General features: G+C 68.7%; 18 protein-coding genes. 7 read left to right on the top strand and 11 right to left on the bottom strand.

The features are described 5' to 3' along the window. Positions 1-2 precede the first annotated feature (2 nt). The 4 genes from BLU77_RS22370 to BLU77_RS22655 are packed head-to-tail and all read right to left on the bottom strand — an operon-like array spanning position 3 to position 3,158. Complete coding sequence (locus BLU77_RS22370; RefSeq protein ID WP_089773373.1) at positions 3-1,049, bottom strand: Gfo/Idh/MocA family protein; 1,047 nt, start codon at positions 1,047-1,049, stop codon at positions 3-5. After that, positions 1,046-2,005, bottom strand: coding sequence for an MBL fold metallo-hydrolase (locus BLU77_RS11940; protein WP_089773372.1), 960 nt, complete (start codon positions 2,003-2,005; stop codon positions 1,046-1,048). The genes BLU77_RS22370 and BLU77_RS11940 overlap by 4 nt, the downstream gene beginning before the upstream one ends. Further along, positions 2,005-2,643 carry an enolase C-terminal domain-like protein gene (locus BLU77_RS22660; protein ID WP_245708997.1) on the bottom strand — a complete coding sequence of 213 codons (639 nt, stop codon included), beginning with the start codon at positions 2,641-2,643 and terminating at the stop codon, positions 2,005-2,007. Before BLU77_RS22660 ends, BLU77_RS11940 begins: the two co-directional genes overlap by 1 nt. After that, the gene (locus tag BLU77_RS22655; protein ID WP_245708831.1) at positions 2,643-3,158 is read right to left on the bottom strand and encodes an enolase-like domain-containing protein; all 516 of its coding nucleotides are present in this window, start codon (positions 3,156-3,158) and stop codon (positions 2,643-2,645) included. The genes BLU77_RS22660 and BLU77_RS22655 overlap by 1 nt, the downstream gene beginning before the upstream one ends. A gap of 101 nt (positions 3,159-3,259) precedes the next feature. On the opposite strand from BLU77_RS22655, the gene BLU77_RS11930 reads away from it, so the two are divergent. Then, positions 3,260-4,009: a FadR/GntR family transcriptional regulator gene (locus BLU77_RS11930; RefSeq protein ID WP_089773371.1), complete on the top strand. Its 750-nt coding sequence runs from the start codon at positions 3,260-3,262 to the stop codon at positions 4,007-4,009. 73 nt (positions 4,010-4,082) lie between these two features. On the opposite strand, the gene BLU77_RS22115 is transcribed toward BLU77_RS11930, so the two are convergent. Both BLU77_RS22115 and BLU77_RS22110 read right to left on the bottom strand, forming a co-directional pair. Then, positions 4,083-4,475, bottom strand: coding sequence for an ERCC4 domain-containing protein (locus tag BLU77_RS22115; protein WP_175477075.1), 393 nt, complete (start codon positions 4,473-4,475; stop codon positions 4,083-4,085). Continuing rightward, positions 4,462-4,935, bottom strand: coding sequence for a hypothetical protein (locus BLU77_RS22110; protein ID WP_175477074.1), 474 nt, complete (start codon positions 4,933-4,935; stop codon positions 4,462-4,464). The genes BLU77_RS22115 and BLU77_RS22110 overlap by 14 nt, the downstream gene beginning before the upstream one ends. 357 nt (positions 4,936-5,292) lie before the next feature. Between BLU77_RS22110 and BLU77_RS11920 the strand changes: the two genes are divergently transcribed. The 5 genes from BLU77_RS11920 (at position 5,293) to BLU77_RS11900 (ending at position 10,665) form a co-directional block, all read left to right on the top strand. Beyond that, a complete protein-coding gene (locus BLU77_RS11920; protein ID WP_089773370.1) occupies positions 5,293-6,186 on the top strand; it encodes a transketolase in 894 nt (297 codons plus the stop codon). An 85-nt stretch (positions 6,187-6,271) separates the two neighbouring features. Further along, the gene (locus tag BLU77_RS11915) at positions 6,272-7,231 is read left to right on the top strand and encodes a transketolase family protein (RefSeq protein ID WP_089773369.1); all 960 of its coding nucleotides are present in this window, start codon (positions 6,272-6,274) and stop codon (positions 7,229-7,231) included. Continuing rightward, positions 7,224-8,687, top strand: coding sequence for an FGGY family carbohydrate kinase (locus BLU77_RS11910; RefSeq protein ID WP_089773368.1), 1,464 nt, complete (start codon positions 7,224-7,226; stop codon positions 8,685-8,687). Before BLU77_RS11915 ends, BLU77_RS11910 begins: the two co-directional genes overlap by 8 nt. A gap of 25 nt (positions 8,688-8,712) precedes the next feature. Next, positions 8,713-9,690, top strand: a complete 978-nt coding sequence (locus BLU77_RS11905; RefSeq protein ID WP_089773367.1) for a sugar phosphate isomerase/epimerase family protein — start codon at positions 8,713-8,715, stop codon at positions 9,688-9,690. Positions 9,691-9,699: 9 nt separating this feature from the next. Next, positions 9,700-10,665 carry a sugar-binding transcriptional regulator gene (locus tag BLU77_RS11900; protein ID WP_089773366.1) on the top strand — a complete coding sequence of 322 codons (966 nt, stop codon included), beginning with the start codon at positions 9,700-9,702 and terminating at the stop codon, positions 10,663-10,665. A gap of 121 nt (positions 10,666-10,786) precedes the next feature. Here BLU77_RS11900 and BLU77_RS21780 read toward each other — a convergent pair whose 3' ends face one another. From BLU77_RS21780 to BLU77_RS11875, 5 genes are all read right to left on the bottom strand, one after another. Further along, positions 10,787-11,491 carry a DUF3800 domain-containing protein gene (locus BLU77_RS21780; protein ID WP_139177749.1) on the bottom strand — a complete coding sequence of 235 codons (705 nt, stop codon included), beginning with the start codon at positions 11,489-11,491 and terminating at the stop codon, positions 10,787-10,789. A gap of 78 nt (positions 11,492-11,569) precedes the next feature. Next, entirely contained in the window at positions 11,570-12,460 is an 891-nt protein-coding gene (locus BLU77_RS11890) for a carbohydrate ABC transporter permease (protein WP_089773365.1), read from the bottom strand. Continuing rightward, complete coding sequence (locus BLU77_RS11885) at positions 12,457-13,389, bottom strand: carbohydrate ABC transporter permease (protein WP_089773364.1); 933 nt, start codon at positions 13,387-13,389, stop codon at positions 12,457-12,459. The genes BLU77_RS11890 and BLU77_RS11885 overlap by 4 nt, the downstream gene beginning before the upstream one ends. Positions 13,390-13,396: 7 nt before the next feature. After that, positions 13,397-14,662: an extracellular solute-binding protein gene (locus BLU77_RS11880; RefSeq protein WP_089773363.1), complete on the bottom strand. Its 1,266-nt coding sequence runs from the start codon at positions 14,660-14,662 to the stop codon at positions 13,397-13,399. 18 nt (positions 14,663-14,680) lie between these two features. After that, positions 14,681-15,676 (bottom strand): nucleoside hydrolase, encoded by a 996-nt coding sequence (locus BLU77_RS11875; RefSeq protein WP_217632433.1) that lies wholly within the window; start codon positions 15,674-15,676, stop codon positions 14,681-14,683. A gap of 159 nt (positions 15,677-15,835) precedes the next feature. On the opposite strand from BLU77_RS11875, the gene BLU77_RS11870 reads away from it, so the two are divergent. Beyond that, entirely contained in the window at positions 15,836-16,645 is an 810-nt protein-coding gene (locus tag BLU77_RS11870) for a CoA transferase subunit A (RefSeq protein ID WP_089773361.1), read from the top strand.

Raw genomic sequence — 16,645 nt, 5'->3', positions numbered from 1 at the left:
GGTCAGTGGACAGTGGTGTCGACGCCGCCCGCGGCGGCCGAGCGCAGCAGCGACTCGATCAGCTCGACCGACCGGGCAGCCACGTGGGCGTCGGAATTGTTCTCGGTACTGGAGCCGGTGATCAGGTCGATGAAACGTGCCGGGGGGAGCAGGCACTCGTAGTCGCCCTCGTCCGGGGCGATCGGGATCTCCTCGCGGCGCCCGTCGTACCGGCTGAGTGAGACACGCTCCCGCTCGACGTCGATCATCAGCACCCCCTCGGAACCGAACAGGCGAATGTCCAGCTGGTACTTGTCGCCGTCGGCGAGCGTGGCGGCACCCGAGACGGTGCCCAGGGCACCGCCGTCGAACTGCACCACGGCCGCATCGAACAGGTCGACGGCGGCCCCTGGCCCGGTCACACGACCTGTCACCGAGGCGGCACGCAAGCCGGTCAGCCAGAACAGCAGGGCCGAGGAGTGGGTGATCTGTCCGTGCGCGTACCCACCGCCGTGGGCGGGGTCAGCCCAGGTGCTCGGGTCGGGTGCGGTCTGTGAACTCCACCGCTCGAGCATGTGGGTGGGGTCCGAACCGAACAGCCCTCTGGTGGGGGAGGCCATGTGGCACAGCACGTACTGGATCTCGCCGATGTCTCCGGCGTCGAGGATTCTCTTGGCGGCCGCGGTGAACGGCTTGTAGTTCCAGCCGTACGGGACGAGGAAGATGGTTCCGGCACGTTCGGCCCGCTCGGCGAGATCCCAGGCGTGCGCCGCATTCAGCGTCATCGGCTTCTCGCACAGCACGTGCAGCCCTCGGTCCAGGGCAGCTGCCGCGAACCGGTGGTGCAGGTCGTGCGGGGTGGAGATGACCACGGCGTCGATATCGGCGGCCAGCAGCTCGTCGGCATCCTCCGTGGCAAAGCCGAAGCCGAATGTCTCTCGTGCCTGGGCCAGGCCGGGCCCTTTGCCGCAGACACCGACGAGTTCGACATCCTCACGCGCCGCAAAGATCGGGAAGTGATTGCTGGTCGCCCACCAGCCGGCACCGATCGCCCCGAGCCGAACCGTCATGTGGTCCACCTCCAGGTGCGCACGCCGTCCCGGGTGCCTTCGCGTAGGCGCCCGGCGGCCACGAGTCGTTCCAGGTTGCCGGTCATCGGGAAGATCAGATACTCGGCAGCGGCTTCGGTCCACGGGCCGAGGTGCGGGGCGCAGCGACGGATGAGCTCGAGCGAAGTGAGCTCCTCCCCGGCACCCAGCTGCTGCTCCACCACCGCGTCGATCCGGTCCACGTAGGCGGCCGATCGGTGCAGGAAGGCTGCGACCTCGTCCCCCTCGTAGACCGGGTAGTGCGCCGTCAGCAGCAGGTCGGCATCGTAGGCGCGCAGACGGGTGATGGTGTCGGTGTAGGCGACCGTGTCGCGATAGGTGGGTGGGAAGATCGGCTCACCCTGCGCCGTCAGGACACTCTCGCCCAGGACGGCGTCGGAGATGAGGAGGGCGTTGTTGGTCGGGTCCCACAGGGCGAGGTGGCCCGGGGAGTGGCCCGGGGCGGAGATCACCTCGACCCGGCGGCCGCCACCCAGGTCGAACACCTCGCCGCCGTCGAGGGGCTGATCCACGGTGACGAGCCGGGTGCTGCGGCGGATCTCGCGGGTGGCCTCGGGCGGGTCGTCGAAACCATCCGGTGCGGCGAACTCGCCGTATCGACCGGTGATGAGGAGGTCGAGGTCCTCGGTCATCGGGACGTCGGCGCGACCGGCCAGGAACTGTGCGTCCGGTGCCAGCTCGCGGAGGGCGCCGTTGCCGCCCGTGTGGTCGAAGTCGCAGTGAGAGCTGATCACCCAGCGGATCTCGGCCGGGTCCAGACCGATCTCGCCGAGATAGGGCTTGAGCGTGCCCGAGACCGACTCCTCCACACCGGTGTCGAAGAGCAGGGCTCCTCGTGGTCCGGTGAGCAGGTAGAGGGCGACGAACCGCTCACCCAGTGGTGCTTGGATCCGGTGCAGACCTGGTCGTTGCTCCATCACTCTCCCCACAATCCGCCGTCGACGATGCGTAGCCCGCTGCGTTGTGGCCGCACGTGCGGTCCGCCCGGCTCCTGCCACCCCTCGGAGGTACGGGCGGCGCGAATGGCTGTCTCGTCGACCGTGATCCCCGCCCCGGGCGCCTCACCCAGGACGATGCCGCCGTCGACGAACTCCTGCGCGACCGTCAACCCGACCGGACTGCCGAGGTCCTGCACCTCGGAGGAGAGGTGGTTGGGCACGGCCGCTGCCGCCGCTGCGACGGCGTAGTTCGCGGTGAGGCCGACCGGACTGATCGCCAGGTCGCGGCTGTGGGCGGCCATCGCGACCCGCAGCATGTGCGTGATCCCCCAGACCGCTCCCGCTTGGACGATGTCGGCGCCACCCGCGTCCAGCAGGGGCCGGTACCACTCGAGCCCGGTGAGGTTCTCCCCGGTGGCCACCGCGGCCTTGATCGACTGGCTCAGGCGGGCGTGCCCCACCGTGTCCCAGCGGCGCAGTGGCTCCTCCACCCAGGTCAGGTCGATGTGCTCCTCGAGGGCGCTGACGTATCGCACGGCCTGCTTGACGTTCCAGGACTCGTTGGCGTCGAGCATCAGCGCCGGGGTGGTGCGTCCGGTGCTGAGGGTGTCGGTGATCAGCGCGAAGCGCCGCAGGTCGTCGCTGAGGCTGCGGCCCCCTTGAGCTTCGCCGCGTTGTAGCCCCGCTCGGCGAACGAACGGTAGAGGGTGGCGAGCTGGTCGTCGGTGAGTGCGGCGTCGAGGCCTGAGGCATACCCGTGCACGAACCGGTCGCCGGCACCGAGCAGGCGCCACAGGGGTTCCTCGGCGAGCTTGGCCTTGATGTCCCACAGGGCGGTGTCCAGCGTGCCGATACCGCCGAAGGTCGCTCCGCCGTGCGAGGTCTTGAAAACTCGCGCGAGCATCGTGTCGTAGAGCGTCGAGACGGCGCGAGGGTCCTGACCCTCGAGGGCAGGGAAGAGCCGGTCGAGGTCGGCGTGGGACCCGGTGCCCACACCCTCGACACCCTCGTCGGTCTCGACGATCACGATGGGAACGTCGGTGACACCGGAGGCGATGTACCCGTTGACATCGCCGACGGGTCTGCCCCAGTGGTGGGTCGTTCGGAGGGTGCGATAACCGGTGATCTTCATATCATCCTCGAGGTGAGATCGTTCCGGTAGCATACATCATATGTCTGTTGTTTGGTGTGTCCGATGCCCGCGCGGAATCCGCAGTCAGTAGATTGGTCCGTATGTCCTCCTCAGAGCCGGCGGCTCCTGCACGTACCCGGCGCCCGATCGAGCGAGTCGGAGCCACAGTGCTGCGCGAGTTCGTCCAGGCGATCGTGACCGGCGAGTACGGGTCGGGGCAGATCCTGCCGACGGAGGGGGAGCTGACCGCCGAGTTCGGGGTCAGCCGCACCGTGATCCGGGAGACGATGAAGCGTCTGCAGGAGAAGGGCATGATCACGGTCGCGCAGGGGCGTGGTACGCACGTCCTGCCGATCACCAGCTGGAACGTCCTGGATCCGCTGGTGCTGTCGACGATGATCAGCAATGATCGCACTCTGGGTGTGCTCGACGACCTCAGCATCGTGCGCAGTGCCCTGGAGGCCGAGATGGCCGGTGACGCCGCGGCGGTCGTCGATGACGGGGCGCGAACCGTCCTGCGGGAGCGGATCGAGGAGATGACCAGCTCGGTCGCGGACTCGCGCGGCTTCCGCGATGCGGATGTCCAGTTCCACCTCGCGGTGATGGACCTCTCCAGCAATGCCCTGGCGGCGAACATCGCCCGGGCCCTGATCCTGCACGCGGTGCACAGTGATCGGTACACCGGCCTGGACCCGACGCATGCCTTCGAGCTCACCCTCGCGGAGCACCAAGCGGTCGTGGACGCGATCGACGCCGGCGACGAGCGCCGTGCCCGCGAGGCCATGCGCGACCACATCCTCGGCTCCTGGCAGCGCCGCCGCTTGCCCACGGAGAGGTCGAGTTCGCCGTAGCGCAGGGCCGCTCGCTAGCAGGTGAGGTGTCGCCGCGCGGCCCCTGAGAGTGGGGCAACGTTGTGGTCGCTTTTCAGCCCGAAACCGGCCACAACATTGCCCAGCTGGCTTGCTCCGCGCCGATGTTCTCCCCCGCCACCTCGGCCAATGCGGCGGCGAGGAACCGGTAGGTCCATTCCTGGGCGAGCGCCCGGGTCTCGCAGAACATGATCGCGACCTGGGGGAACCGGGCGTGGTGTTCGGCCACGGCTTCGGCCACGACCGATGGCCGCACGTGCTCGAGCGCGAACACCTGGGAGTACCGGTCCTCCACCACGATCGCGGCGCGTGGCAGGTCGCTGAGGTCGGCCGCGAGGTAGCGCATCTTGCCGGTGGTGAGCGTGCTGACGAGGTCGGGCAGGCTCTTGCGTTCCACCGAGGCGATGACGGTGCCGTCGAGCTCGACGGCATAGTCACCCGCGGCCAATGGCGCCCGCCCGGGTCGTGGCTTGTTGGTGGCTGAACTTCCATGCGTATCGCTCGTGGCTGTCGACGACGATCTCCAGCTCGGCCAGGCCGCTCGCCCTGGCCGTGGGGATGGCGACGGTGGGGCGCGCCTGCTTCGCTGTGCGTGCGGTCTGCCAGAACACTGCTTCCCGGCCGCCCTTGATCCGGGTGAGTACGAACTGGCTGCGGTTCTCCCGGGAGCGGTCCAGCACGAGATCGATCGCTGCGCCCCGGCGCCGGCACGAACGCACGGGAACGGCCTCCACGATCTCCGGTTCGCTCGGCCACCCGACCGCGCGATGGCAGTAGACCTTCCCGGTGCGCGGCCAGACCTCGCGCGCCTTGAGCACGATCCCGTGCTCGCCCAGTGGGATCCGCAGGAGGTACGGCAGTGTGCTGCCTTCCTCGGGGTTCCGGGCGATCAGGAAGTCCTCCGGCATGACGCCATGCTACGGCGCGAGGTGGGCCGGGGCCGCTACCCCTTGTGGTGTGGAGCCTCTGTGCTTGTGGTGTGGGTCCGGACCGTGGGGGCACACCCGATCCGCACCATCGTGGCCTTGGGTGCGGCGTCAGGCGTCGGGACCGGGAAACGGGTCGGTGGGCCGGGTTGTTCGTGGCTGGAGGGTGGCGGGAAGGGTATAGCAAATCTGCGATGACGCGATCTGGGCGATCTTCCACGTCGTCAACCGGATTGGCGTTCGATTCTCTGGGGCGGTCGGGACCGCGGATCTTGACGCCGTCACGCAGCCGTGCCATGGTGAATGCACACAAGATCACTATTGAATGGATATGCGGAGATGCTGACGACGGACCTCGAGCAGGTGCAGATCTGGCGCGCCGAGCGCGATCGCATCGCTGCGGCCGAGCCCGCCGAGAAGGCCGCCTCGCTGGCCGGTCGAGCACAGGCCACTCGACGCCGTGTGGTGCAGATGATCATGACCGCGGGCCAGGGACACGTGGGCGGGGACATGTCGGTGACCGACATCCTCACCACGTTGTTCTACGGCACGTTGCGGATCGACCCGGGCGACCTGCCGGAGGGCCGGGACCGGTTCATCCTCAGCAAGGGCCACTGTGCCGCCGCCCTGTATGCCACCCTCGCCTCCTGCGGCTACTTCTCCCCGAAGGAGCTGGACACCTTCATGGCCGAGGGATCCGCGCTGAACGGTCATCCCAACCGGGTGAAGGTCCCCGGGGTCGAGACGAACACCGGGCCGCTCGGGCACGGTCTGCCGGTTGCCGTCGGGCAGGCGATCGGGGCGCAGCTGTCCGGTTCGGCGGCTCGAGTGTTCGTGGTGGTCGGGGACGGGGAACTGCAAGAGGGCAGCAACTGGGAGGCACTCATGGCCGCCGCGCACTTCGGCCTCAAGAACCTCACGCTGGTGGTCGACCGGAACCGGCTGCAGCAGGGCGCGCGCACCGAGGACACGAACGCGCTCGACCCGCTGGACGCACGGCTCAGCGCCTTCGGGTGTGAGGTGCGGTCCGTGGACGGGCACGACCACCTGGCGCTGATGGCGGCATACGCACCGTCCACCACGGGCCGGCCGGTCGCCGTCATCGCCAACACGATCAAGGGCAAAGGAATCAGCTTCATGGAAGACCGGGTCGAGTGGCACCACAAGGTGCCGACTGACGAGCAGGCCGGGCAGGCCCTCCTGGAGCTAGCAGGCGACGGGGCGACAGCATGACCGCGAGGAGCCCCCGCGTAGGGGTGCCGAGGGACGAGGTACACCGGAGTGAGGCGCCGCAGTGGGCAGGCGAAAGGAGCACAGCATGACCGCCGTCGACGTCGCAGCCCCCGTGCACGACAACCGCAAGGCGTTTGCCGAGGAGCTCATGGCGCTCGCAGCGGCCGACCCTCGAGTGGTGGCCGTGTGCAACGACTCGGTCGGCTCAAGCAATCTGGTGGAGTTCCGCGAACGCTTCCCGGACCGGCTGATCAATGTCGGGATCGCCGAGCAGAACATGGTGGGCGTGGGCGCCGGGCTTGCGAGTATGGGCTTCGTGCCGTTCGTGTGCGCCGCCGCGCCCTTCCTCGCCGGCCGGTCCCTGGAGCAGATCAAGGCGGACGTGGCCTACTCCCAGCACCCGGTGATCCTGTGCGGAATGAGCCCAGGGATGGCCTACGGCGAGCTCGGACCTACACACCACTCCGTGGAAGACCTATCCTGGCTGCGCGCCCTGCCCGGGCTGGACATCGTGCTTCCCGCCGACCGCGCACAGACCCGGGAGGCGGTGCGGATGCTCGCCGCCGAACCGCGCCCGACGTTCATGCGGGTCGGGCGGCACAAGGTGCCCGACCTGCCCGAGTCCACCGCCCTCGAGCGGGGCCGGTTCCAGCAGCTGCGGGACGGCACGGACGTCACGATCATCGCCGCCGGCACCATGGTCTCCCGCGCCCTCCAGGCCGCCGATGCACTCGCAGCCGATGGTGTCACCGCGCGGGTGCTGAACGCCTCCTGGCTCGCACCGTTCGACACGGAGGCGGTGCACTCAGCCGCCGCGCAGACGCGCGCGATCGTCACCGCCGAGGAGGCGAACGTCTCCGGCGGACTCGGGGCCGCCGTGGCCAGCGTGGTCGCCGGATTGCCCGCAGGGCAGCGGGTCCCGGTGGAGATCCTCGGCCTGCACGAGCTCGCTCCGACCGGCAGCACGAACGCGCTGCTCACCCACTTCGGCCTCGATCCCGAGCACCTCGCCGAAGCCGCGAAAGCGGGGATCGCCCGTGCCTGAACCGCTCGTGGTCAGTGTGGACCAGGGCACCAGCGCCACGAAGGCGCTGGTGGTGGATCCGCGCGGCCTGGTGGTGGGGCGGGCGAGCGTGCCCGTCTCCCTGGCCCACCCCCATCCGGGATGGGTGGAGCAGGACGCCGGGGAGCTGCTCGCCAGTGTGCACACCGCCGTCCGGGACGCCCTGACCGACGCGGCCGTCGACACCAGCGGTGCGGTGGCAAGCGTCGGCCTGAGCACCCAACGCGAGTCCGCACTGGTCTGGGACCGCCGCACCGGCGAACCCCTCGGACCGGTCCTCGGCTGGCAGGACCGGCGCACCAGCGACGCCGCGAACGCCGTCGATGCCGCCGACGCCGCACGCGTCCAGGAGATCACCGGCCTCCCCGTGGACCCGATGTTCTCCGCACTGAAGTTCGCCTGGCTGCTGGACCGGGTGGACCCGGATCGCAGCCGAGCCCGCGCCGGTGAGATCTGCCTGGGCACCGTGGACTCCTGGATCGTCACCCGCATCTCCGGCGAGCACCGCATCGAGGCCGGCAACGCCAGCCGCACCCAGCTGCTCGACCTGGCCACCGCCGACTGGGCACCCGAACTGCTCGACCGCTTCGCCATCCCGGCCGATGCGCTGCCGCGCGTGGTGGCCTCCGACGAACCGGCCGCCAGCGCCGACTGGGGCGGGATCACCGCACCCCTGACCGCCGTACTCGGCGACTCCCACGCCAGCCTCTACGGGCACGGCGCCCGCCGCCCCGGCGAGGTGAAGGTCACCTACGGCACCGGCTCCTCGGTGATGGCCCTGGCCGAGGAGGCTCCGCCGTCGGAAGGGCTGGTGCGCACCCTCGCCTGGCAACGAGGCCCGACGGCGCAGCTCGCCCTGGAGGGCAACATCCTCGCCTCGGGAGCCACCCTCGTATGGGCAGCCGAGCTGCTGGGGGTGAGTGTGCCCGACCTGGCCACCCTGGCCGCCGACGCATCCGACGGTGGAGTCGATCTGGTGCCCGCTTTCTCCGGCCTGGGAGCGCCCTGGTGGGACACCGCAGCCCAGGCCGCCCTCACCGGAATGACGCTGGGCACCGGGCGCGCCGAGGTCGCCCGGGCTGCTGTGGACGCCGTCGTACTGCAGATCGAGGATGTGCTGGCGGCGGTCGCCGGCGCCGGCACACCCGTGACCACCGTGCTCGCCGACGGCGGCGGCTCCGGGAACGACTGGCTGATGCAGCACCAGGCCGACCTCTCCGGTCGGCAGGTGCACCGGGCGCGGGTGAGTGACCTGTCCGCCCTTGGCGCCGCGCACCTGGCCGGGGACGTGGCGGGATTGTGGGCCGACGCACCGCCCGCGCCCGCGGGTCAGGGAGGCCCCGACATCTTCACCCCCCGGCTCGACCCCACGCGGGCGGACGCCCGCAGACAGAGGTGGGCGGCCGCCGTCGGGCGGGCACGAGGACTGACGCAGTGACCAAGGCGAGAGAAGAGGACCCCTCATGACTCAGCGATACGGTGCCGGCATCTGGCACTTCGCCACCTACGTGGACCGGTACGCCACCGACGGCTACGGCGAGCCGCGCACCATCCTGGACGCCATTGCGTTGGCCGGCCAGGTGCCCGACCTGTCCGTGGTGGACCTGAACTACCCCTTCTTCGGGGGCGACTTCAGCAACGAGCAGATCGGCGCCGGGCTGGAGCAGGCGGGGCTCGACGTCATCGGCATCACCCCGGAGATCTACACCCGCGTGTTCGCCAAGGGCTCCTTCACCAACCCCGACCCGGGCGTGCGCCGCCTCGCCCACGAGCTGTGCACCGAGGCTGCCGGCGTGGTGCGCCACTTCGGCGCCGACTACGTCAAGCTCTGGCCCGGTCAGGACGGCTGGGACTACCCCTTCCAGGTGGACCACGGCGCCCTGTGGAAGAACTCCCTCGACGGCGTGGGTCAGCTCGCGCAGGAGAACCCGGACCTGAAGTTCGTGATCGAGTACAAGCCGCGCGAGCCGCGGGTGCACATGAGCTTTGACTCGGTGGCCCGCACCCTGCTGGGGATCGAGAAGATCGGGCTGCCGAACGTCGGAATCCTGCTCGACTTCGGGCACGCACTCTTCGGCGGGGAGTCGCCGGCCGACGCGGCACAGCTGGCGATCGACTACGGGCGGCTGTTCGGGATGGACGTCAACGACAACCTGCGCGGCTGGGACGACGACATGATCGCCGGGTCCGTGCACCCGATCGAGCTGTTCGAGTTCTTCCACGTGCTGCGCCGCAACGGCTGGGAGGGCGTCTGGCAGCTCGACCAGTTCCCGTTCCGGGAGGACAGCGTGCAGGCGGCCACCTGGGCGATCGACTTCCTGAAGCGGGTGGAGCGAGGGCTCGACCGGCTCGACATGGACGCGCTGGCACAGGCGCAGGCCAGGCACGACGCCGTGGCAGCCGGGCGGATCGCGCAAGACGCGCTATTCGGTGTCGACTAGCCTGTCTGCATGCCCACGGTGACCCAGCCCGCGTCAGAGCGCCTCTCGCTGCTGACCAAGGTCGCCCTCATGTATCACGAGCAGGGGGTGCTGCAGCCGGAGATCGCCGAGCGTCTGCACATCAGCCAGTCCCGGGTGTCCCGGTTGCTGAAGGAAGCCGTGCAGATCGGGGTGGTGCGCACGATCGTGGTGCCGCCGGCGGGGGTGCATGCCGCGCTGGAGCAGGAGCTCAAGGACGCCTTCGGGCTCGCGGATGTGGTGATCGCCGACGTCGACGAGACCGAGACCGGTCTGCTCTCGGCGCTGGGATCTGCGGCGGCGGGGTACCTGGAGACGACGCTGACCGGTAAGGACCGGGTGGGCATCTCCTCGTGGTCGTCCACGTTGCTGGCGACGGTGGAGGCGATGACTCCCCGCAACACCCGCGCGGCGACCGATGTGGTCCAGGTCCTCGGCGGGGTGGGCCGGCCGAACGTGCAGGTGCAGGCCACCCAGCTCGCGGACCGGCTCGCCCGGGTGACCAAGGCCGTCCCGCGGTACCTGCCGGCACCCGGCATCGTGGCGGGCCCGGCGCTGCGCGATGCCCTGCTCGCCGAGCCCTACGCCCAGGAACTCGTGCAGGCGTGGGACGACCTCACCGTGGTGCTCGCCGGGATCGGGAGCGTGCAGCCTTCCCCGCTGCTGCTCGAGTCCGGCAATGCGCTGGGCGAGGAGGAGCTGGCCCGGTTGCGGGACCTCGGCGCCGTCGGCGATGTGTGTCTGCGGTTCTATGACACCGATGGGGCGCCGGTGGTCAGTGACCTGGACGACCGGGTGGTGGGCATCGGCACCGAGCAGCTGAAAGCCGTCCCACGCACGGTCGGCGTGGCCGGTGGTGAGCGGAAGTGGGATGCGATCCGCGGTGCCGTTCGGGGTGGCTGGGTGGATGTGCTGATCACGGACAGCCGGACGGCGAGGTATCTGCTCGGGGGGTGAGGATGTGTTTCCTTGCTCGGTGTGCACAAGCCCTGTTCAACGCCCGGCCTCTGGTGATACCGTGAAATTGCGGACCCCCCCACACACGTGGAGCAGGGGGTCCAGCTGTTTCTGGGCCTCTTCAGACCTGCTGGGGCTCTCGCCACGGGTCTCGCTCAGAGAGATACGTCTGGTACCACGACCACGCGAATATGTTGGCCTCGTGCCGGTCCACGTGTGCCATGGCGCTCCACGCGACGAGGTCGGCCATCTGCACGAGGCGTGATTCCCTCGAGTCAAGATGAACCGCGTCCTCGATGACATGTCGGTCCTGCAGACTGAGTGCGCGATGGCACGAGCGGTAGGTGGGGTCGCTCCCGTCGCCATCCATGAACACCATCGCGAGGGCGTCCATGGCGACCAGCTCGTGCTGGAGTCTCGTGAGTAGCGCTTCGTAGGTCGCTCGGCGATTGCGAGTGAGCTCCTCTGGTGACCCCGGTCTCCAGACGGCTCCCACGCGGATTCCCCCGGTGGAACGGATTGTCTCCAGGCACTCGCGGGCAACCTCGCGCCCAAAGTCCTTCCACTGCTCGACCCCGGCACGGACATAGCGGCGGGGGACCCGACGTGAGATCCGGCCGCGGCCGTTGACATAGTCCGTCGAGTGGAGCTCTCGGGAAACGGGAATCCCGTACTCGCGCCAGAGGCGCTTGCGAGTATCGAGCCAGGACGAGAGCACGTCCGCCCACCGGTCCGGTGAGCACTCGACCCATCCGTAGACGACGAGCCCTTGACTCGGGTGCCCGGAATCGTCCACATAGATGAGTCGAGTCAGTGCCGGGGGCATGGTCGACAACTCTATGAAGGGTCTGCCGATGGAGTCGCGGGCCGTCCACAAGGGGAGCCGGTGACAGGTGGCCTCCGCTCAGCCCTTCACCGACCCCGCGAACGCGCCCTGCACGAAGTACCGCTGGAACATCAGGTACACGATCAGCACGGGGATGGCTGACATGAAGATGAAGGCGTTCAGTTGTCCGTAGTCGGTGGAGAACTGGGTGCTGAAGTTCTGTACCGCGAGCGGGATCGTGTAGTTGGCCTGGCTCTGCAGCAATGTCACAGCGATGGCGTACTCGTTCCAGGTGGCCACGAAGTCCAGGATGAACAGCGCCGCGAGCGCGGGCTTGGCCATCGGCAGGCAGATCTGCCAGAAGATCCGCAACGTCGAGGCACCGTCCACCCGGGCGGACTCGATCATCTCGTCCGGGATGGCACGGAAGAAGCCGTAGAGCATGAAGATCTGGTACGGGATGCCGAACGCCAGGTACGGCAGGATCAGGCCGGGGAGCGAGTCCAGCAGTCCCAGGCTCAGCATCGTGTTGAACAAGGGCCCCAGGGCGATCTGGATCGGCACCATCGAACCGACGGCGAAGATCGCCACCACCAGCTTGTGTCGCCGGAACCGGATGGTCCCCAGCACGTAGGCCGCGGCTGCCGCCAGCAGCAGGCCGAGTGGCACCTTGATCACGGAGACCAACAGGCTGTTCAGGCCCGTGTTCCACAGGTCACCGGTCGCGGCGCCCTCGGCGAAGTTTCCCCACGCCCACAGCTCGGGCAGCGCCCAGACCGGCCGGGTGCTCACGTCCGCCTGCGTCTTCACCGCCGTCAGGAACATGAAGATGAACGGGATCGCCCAGATCAGGCAGGTGATCACGAGCGAGACCCACAGGCCGACCCCGGTCCAGTCGGTGGGCCGACGGCGGCGCGGACCCTCCGGTGCGCGCGTGCCGGTCGGACGGGCGACGGTCGTGGCCGTCATCGGTCGTCTCCTCTCAGCGCCCACACCAGGTACGGCACGACCAGGGCGAGCGACATGACCAGCAGAACGGTCGCCGTCGCCCCTCCCAGGCCGAAGGTGTGGTTCGCGAAGGACTGGGTATAGGACCACAGGGCGAGTACCTGGGTGGACTGGGCGGGGCCACCCCCGGTCATCCCGACCACCAGGTCGAACACCTTGAGCGAGTTGATGATCGTCAGGATCACCACGACCGCAGTGGTGGGGCGCAGCGCCGGCACCGTCACGTTCCGGAACACCTGCCACCGCCCGGCGCCATCGACCCTCGCGGCATCGACCAGTTCCGGCGGGACCTGCTGCAGTCCGGCGAGGAAGAGCACCATCGTGAAGCCGACTCCGGTCCACACCGACGCGGCGAAGACCGAGTACAGGGCGAAGGTGGGGTCCCCCAACCACTGCTGCGTCCAGGACTCGAGGCCGATCGCGGTGAGGAACTGGTTCAGCGCCCCCAGCGTGGGGTTGTAGATCCACCGCCACATGGCGGCCACCGTGATCGGTGCGAACACGGCCGGCAGGTAGATCACCGCCCGCATCGTGTTGCGGCCGAGCATCGCCCGGTTCAGGCCGAGGGCGATGACCAGCCCGAGCGTCACTGGTAGTGCGAGTGAGAGTGCCACCCAGATGATGGAGTTCTTCGCCGCCGTCCAGAACACCGGGTCCGAGGTGAACAGGCGGACGTAGTTCTGCAGACCCACCCAGACCGGTTCCTCGGTGCGGAAACCGGACCACTCGAAGAACGACAGGCGCACCGAGTCGATCATCGGGTACGCGAGGAAGTACACGTACAGCAGAGTCGCGGGCACCAGGAATGGGACGGCGCGGAGACCGCGTCCCCGGTTGACGCCGCGGGGGTGCGACGCCGACTGGGGAGCGGCGGAGGTGTGCGTGGTCATCGGCACCTCAGGAGGAACTGTCCACGAACTCCTGGAACGTGCTGCCGGCGTCCTCAGGGGAGATGTCACCGGTGAGCACGGAGTTCTGGATCCGCCAGTACTCCGTGGTCTGCTCCAGGCTCAGGTTCTGGTCGTTATTGGTGAAGATGCCCTCCGAGTTCGCGAAGTACTCCACCCAGGTGCTGTTCAGCGGGTTCGAGGTGTCCGCTTCGACCTCCCGATTCACCGAGATCGCGCCCCATGCCTGGTAGACCTGCTCCTGGATCTCAGCGCTGGTGATGTAGTCGAGGAACTCGGCGGCCAGGTCTGGGTTGTCGCTCATCGCGTTCACGTACGGACCTTCACCGAAGCCGTAGATCCGGTTCGTGTCGGTGGGGAAGAGGAAGACTCCGACGTTCTCGGGGTCCATGCCGTTGTCGACGAGCTGCTGGTTGAACCAGGTGCCTTCGATGGTCATCGCGGCATTGCCCTGGAAGAACAGCTGGGCGGAGTCCTCCTGGGCCACGCCCATGTAGCCCTCGTTGAGGTAGTCCTCGCCCCAGGTCTGCAGCTCGGTGAATGCCTCGGTGACGCAGGCCTCGGAGTCCCAGCCGGCCTGCTCGGTGTTCAGCCGGTCGGCAACCTCGACGCCGCAGAAGGTCTCCAGGAGGTTGTCCAGCAGGCGCATGACGTGCCAGTTCACGGTGCCACCGAGAGCCATCGGGGTGATGTCGGCGGCGGCGAGCTGGTCGGCGACCGCCGCGAGCTCGTCATAGCTCGTCGGCAGCTCGGTGATGCCGGCCTGCTCGAACAGGTTCTTGTTGTAGTAGATGCCTTGTCCCTGCACCGACCACGGCACCCCGTGGTAGCCGCCGTACTGGGTGATGTTCGCCAGTGCCGGTTCGGTGAAACGGTCGTCCCAGCCGTACTCCTCGTAGTACTCGGTCAGGTCGAGGCTGACGCCGAGGTCGACCAGCTCGCCGCCGAGCCCCGGACCGCGCCAGTACCAGTAGATGTCCGGCCCGGCCTCGGTGCCGGCCGCGCGGCGCATCGCGTCCTTGTGCGGGTCCGTGTTCCGTTCCTCGACCACGATCTCCACGTCGGGGTGCGTCTCCTGGAACCCGCTGATCATCAGATCCATCGCCTCGGCACGGGAGTCCTCGTTGGTCTGCATCCAGATGGTGAGCTGATTGTCGTTCCCGCTGGCTTCTCCGCCGGTGTTGCAGGCGGTCAGGGCGAGAGCGCTGGTGAGTGCGGCCGCGACGAGTGCGCGGCGTCGGACGGTGGTAGCCATGGGTATCTCCGGTCGGGGTCAGGGACGGGTGTCCGAGTGGAGCCACTCGGAGAACTCGTCGAGGCGGAGGAACATGTCCTCGAACATGAGCCGGACGTCGATGCGCGTGTAGACGCGGATTGTGCGCCCGGTGTGGGTGGGGACGAACCGGCCGGAGTCGTGCACGAGTGGTGCGGGTAGTACCGCGTAGTCGCTGGAGGTGGTGTCCGGCTGGAAGAACGACTGCAGCCCGGTGAGCAGGATGAGCGGCTGGTCGCCGAGGGCGTAGGTCTCCGACCGCAGGGAGTCGGTGGCCTGGGCCACGTCACGGAGGGTCTGGTAGAGGTACTCGCCGAGGGGGCCCTTCGTCTTCACCCGGCGTCGTAGCTCGGTGTCCGAGACCAGGCACTGCCGGTACATGTTCCGTGGGACCTGCCAGACCGGCATGGTCGAGTCGTTGAAGAGCACCTGTGCCGCGGTCACATCGATGTTCAGGTTGTACTCGGGGTCGAGCTTGCCCTCCGGCGCGAAGGCGTGCCCGGCGTACTCGGGACCGCCGATCCAGACGAGGGTGAGTCGATCGGCGATGCGCGGCTCGAGGAGATAGGCGCTGGCGAGGTCGGTGAGGCCGCCGCCGGCGGCGTAATACAACGGAGTGTCGGAGTCTCGCATTGCCTCGGCGACGATCGCCCGGGCGGCCGGGGTGTCCTGGGGTGTGGTGCGGTCGGTGAGCGCCACCTCGGAGCCGGTGACCACTCGGTCGGTCGGGTCCAGGCCCATGAGCTCGAGCGTCCTGCCGAGCACTGCGGCAGCGTTCGCCGCCGAGTGCCCGCTCGAGTCCCAGCGGTCGCCGACGGCCAGGTGCGAGGCGACCAGCAGCGGGGTGTCCACCGAGGGGGTCAGCAGGTGATGGACCACGTGATACAGGTCGTCGGGGTCGCCGGCGAAGTCGTTGTCCACGATCACGCGCGCCTCGGGAGCTCCGGTGAGATCTCGCTCGAGCCACGGGAACTCGTCGATCGTCCAGCGTGCCACGTTGCCTCCTGGGTATATATTCAACTCTGAATGCATCGCAACGATACGGGTGTCGAGGAGGGGGCGTCAACCCTTGGCATCGCACCCCGCCCCCGTGCCCGGTCCCTGAGGTGCCGACAGTCGCCGCGTGTCGCACCATGGGTCAGAGAGGAAGTGACCATGACAACGACACGAACCTCCCGCGGCCTGGACAAGACGGTCGCCTCGGCCACCGACGCGGTGGCGGACATTCCCGACGGCGCCACCCTCGCCGTCGGAGGTTTCGGACTGTGCGGCATCCCCTCGGTGCTGATCCAGGCACTGCTCGACCAGGGCACCACCGACCTGCGGGTGGTCTCGAACAACTGCGGGGTGGACGACTGGGGGCTCGGGCTGCTGCTCGGGGCGGGGCGGATCAGTAAGATGACCGCCTCCTACGTGGGGGAGAACAAGGAGTTCGAGCGGCAGTTCCTCTCCGGGGAGCTCGAGGTCGAGCTGGTCCCGCAGGGCACCTTGGCGGAGCGCCTGCGCGCCGGCGGCTCGGGCATCGCGGCGTTCTTCACCCGGGCGGGCACCGGCACCCAGATGGCCGAGGGAGGGCTGCCGCAGAGGTACGACGGCGCAGGTGGCCTCGCGCAGACATCGGCACCCAAGGAGGTGCGCACCTTTCCCACGGACAGCGGGCCCCGTGAGTTCGTGCTGGAGGAGGCCATCCATGCCGATTTCGCGCTCGTGCATGCCGCCACCGCGGATCGGCAGGGCAACCTGGTGTTCAACAAGTCCGCCCGGAACTTCACCCCGCAGGCAGCGATGGCCGGTCGGGTGTGCATCGCCCAGGTGGAACAGCTCGTGGAACCGGGTGAGCTGGATCCGGACCAGATCCACCTGCCCGGGGTGTACGTGCACCGGGTGGTCGAGGTGGGGCCGGATATCGAGAAACGGATCGAGAAGCGGACCGTCACTCCGCCTGTCACCGAGGGGGGTGCCTGA

The sequence above is a fragment of the Ruania alba genome, assembly GCF_900105765.1.
Lineage (GTDB): Bacteria > Actinomycetota > Actinomycetes > Actinomycetales > Beutenbergiaceae > Ruania > Ruania alba.
The sequence above is the reverse complement of the archived record's forward strand: the minus strand, read 5'-3'. Positions and strand labels throughout refer to the sequence as shown.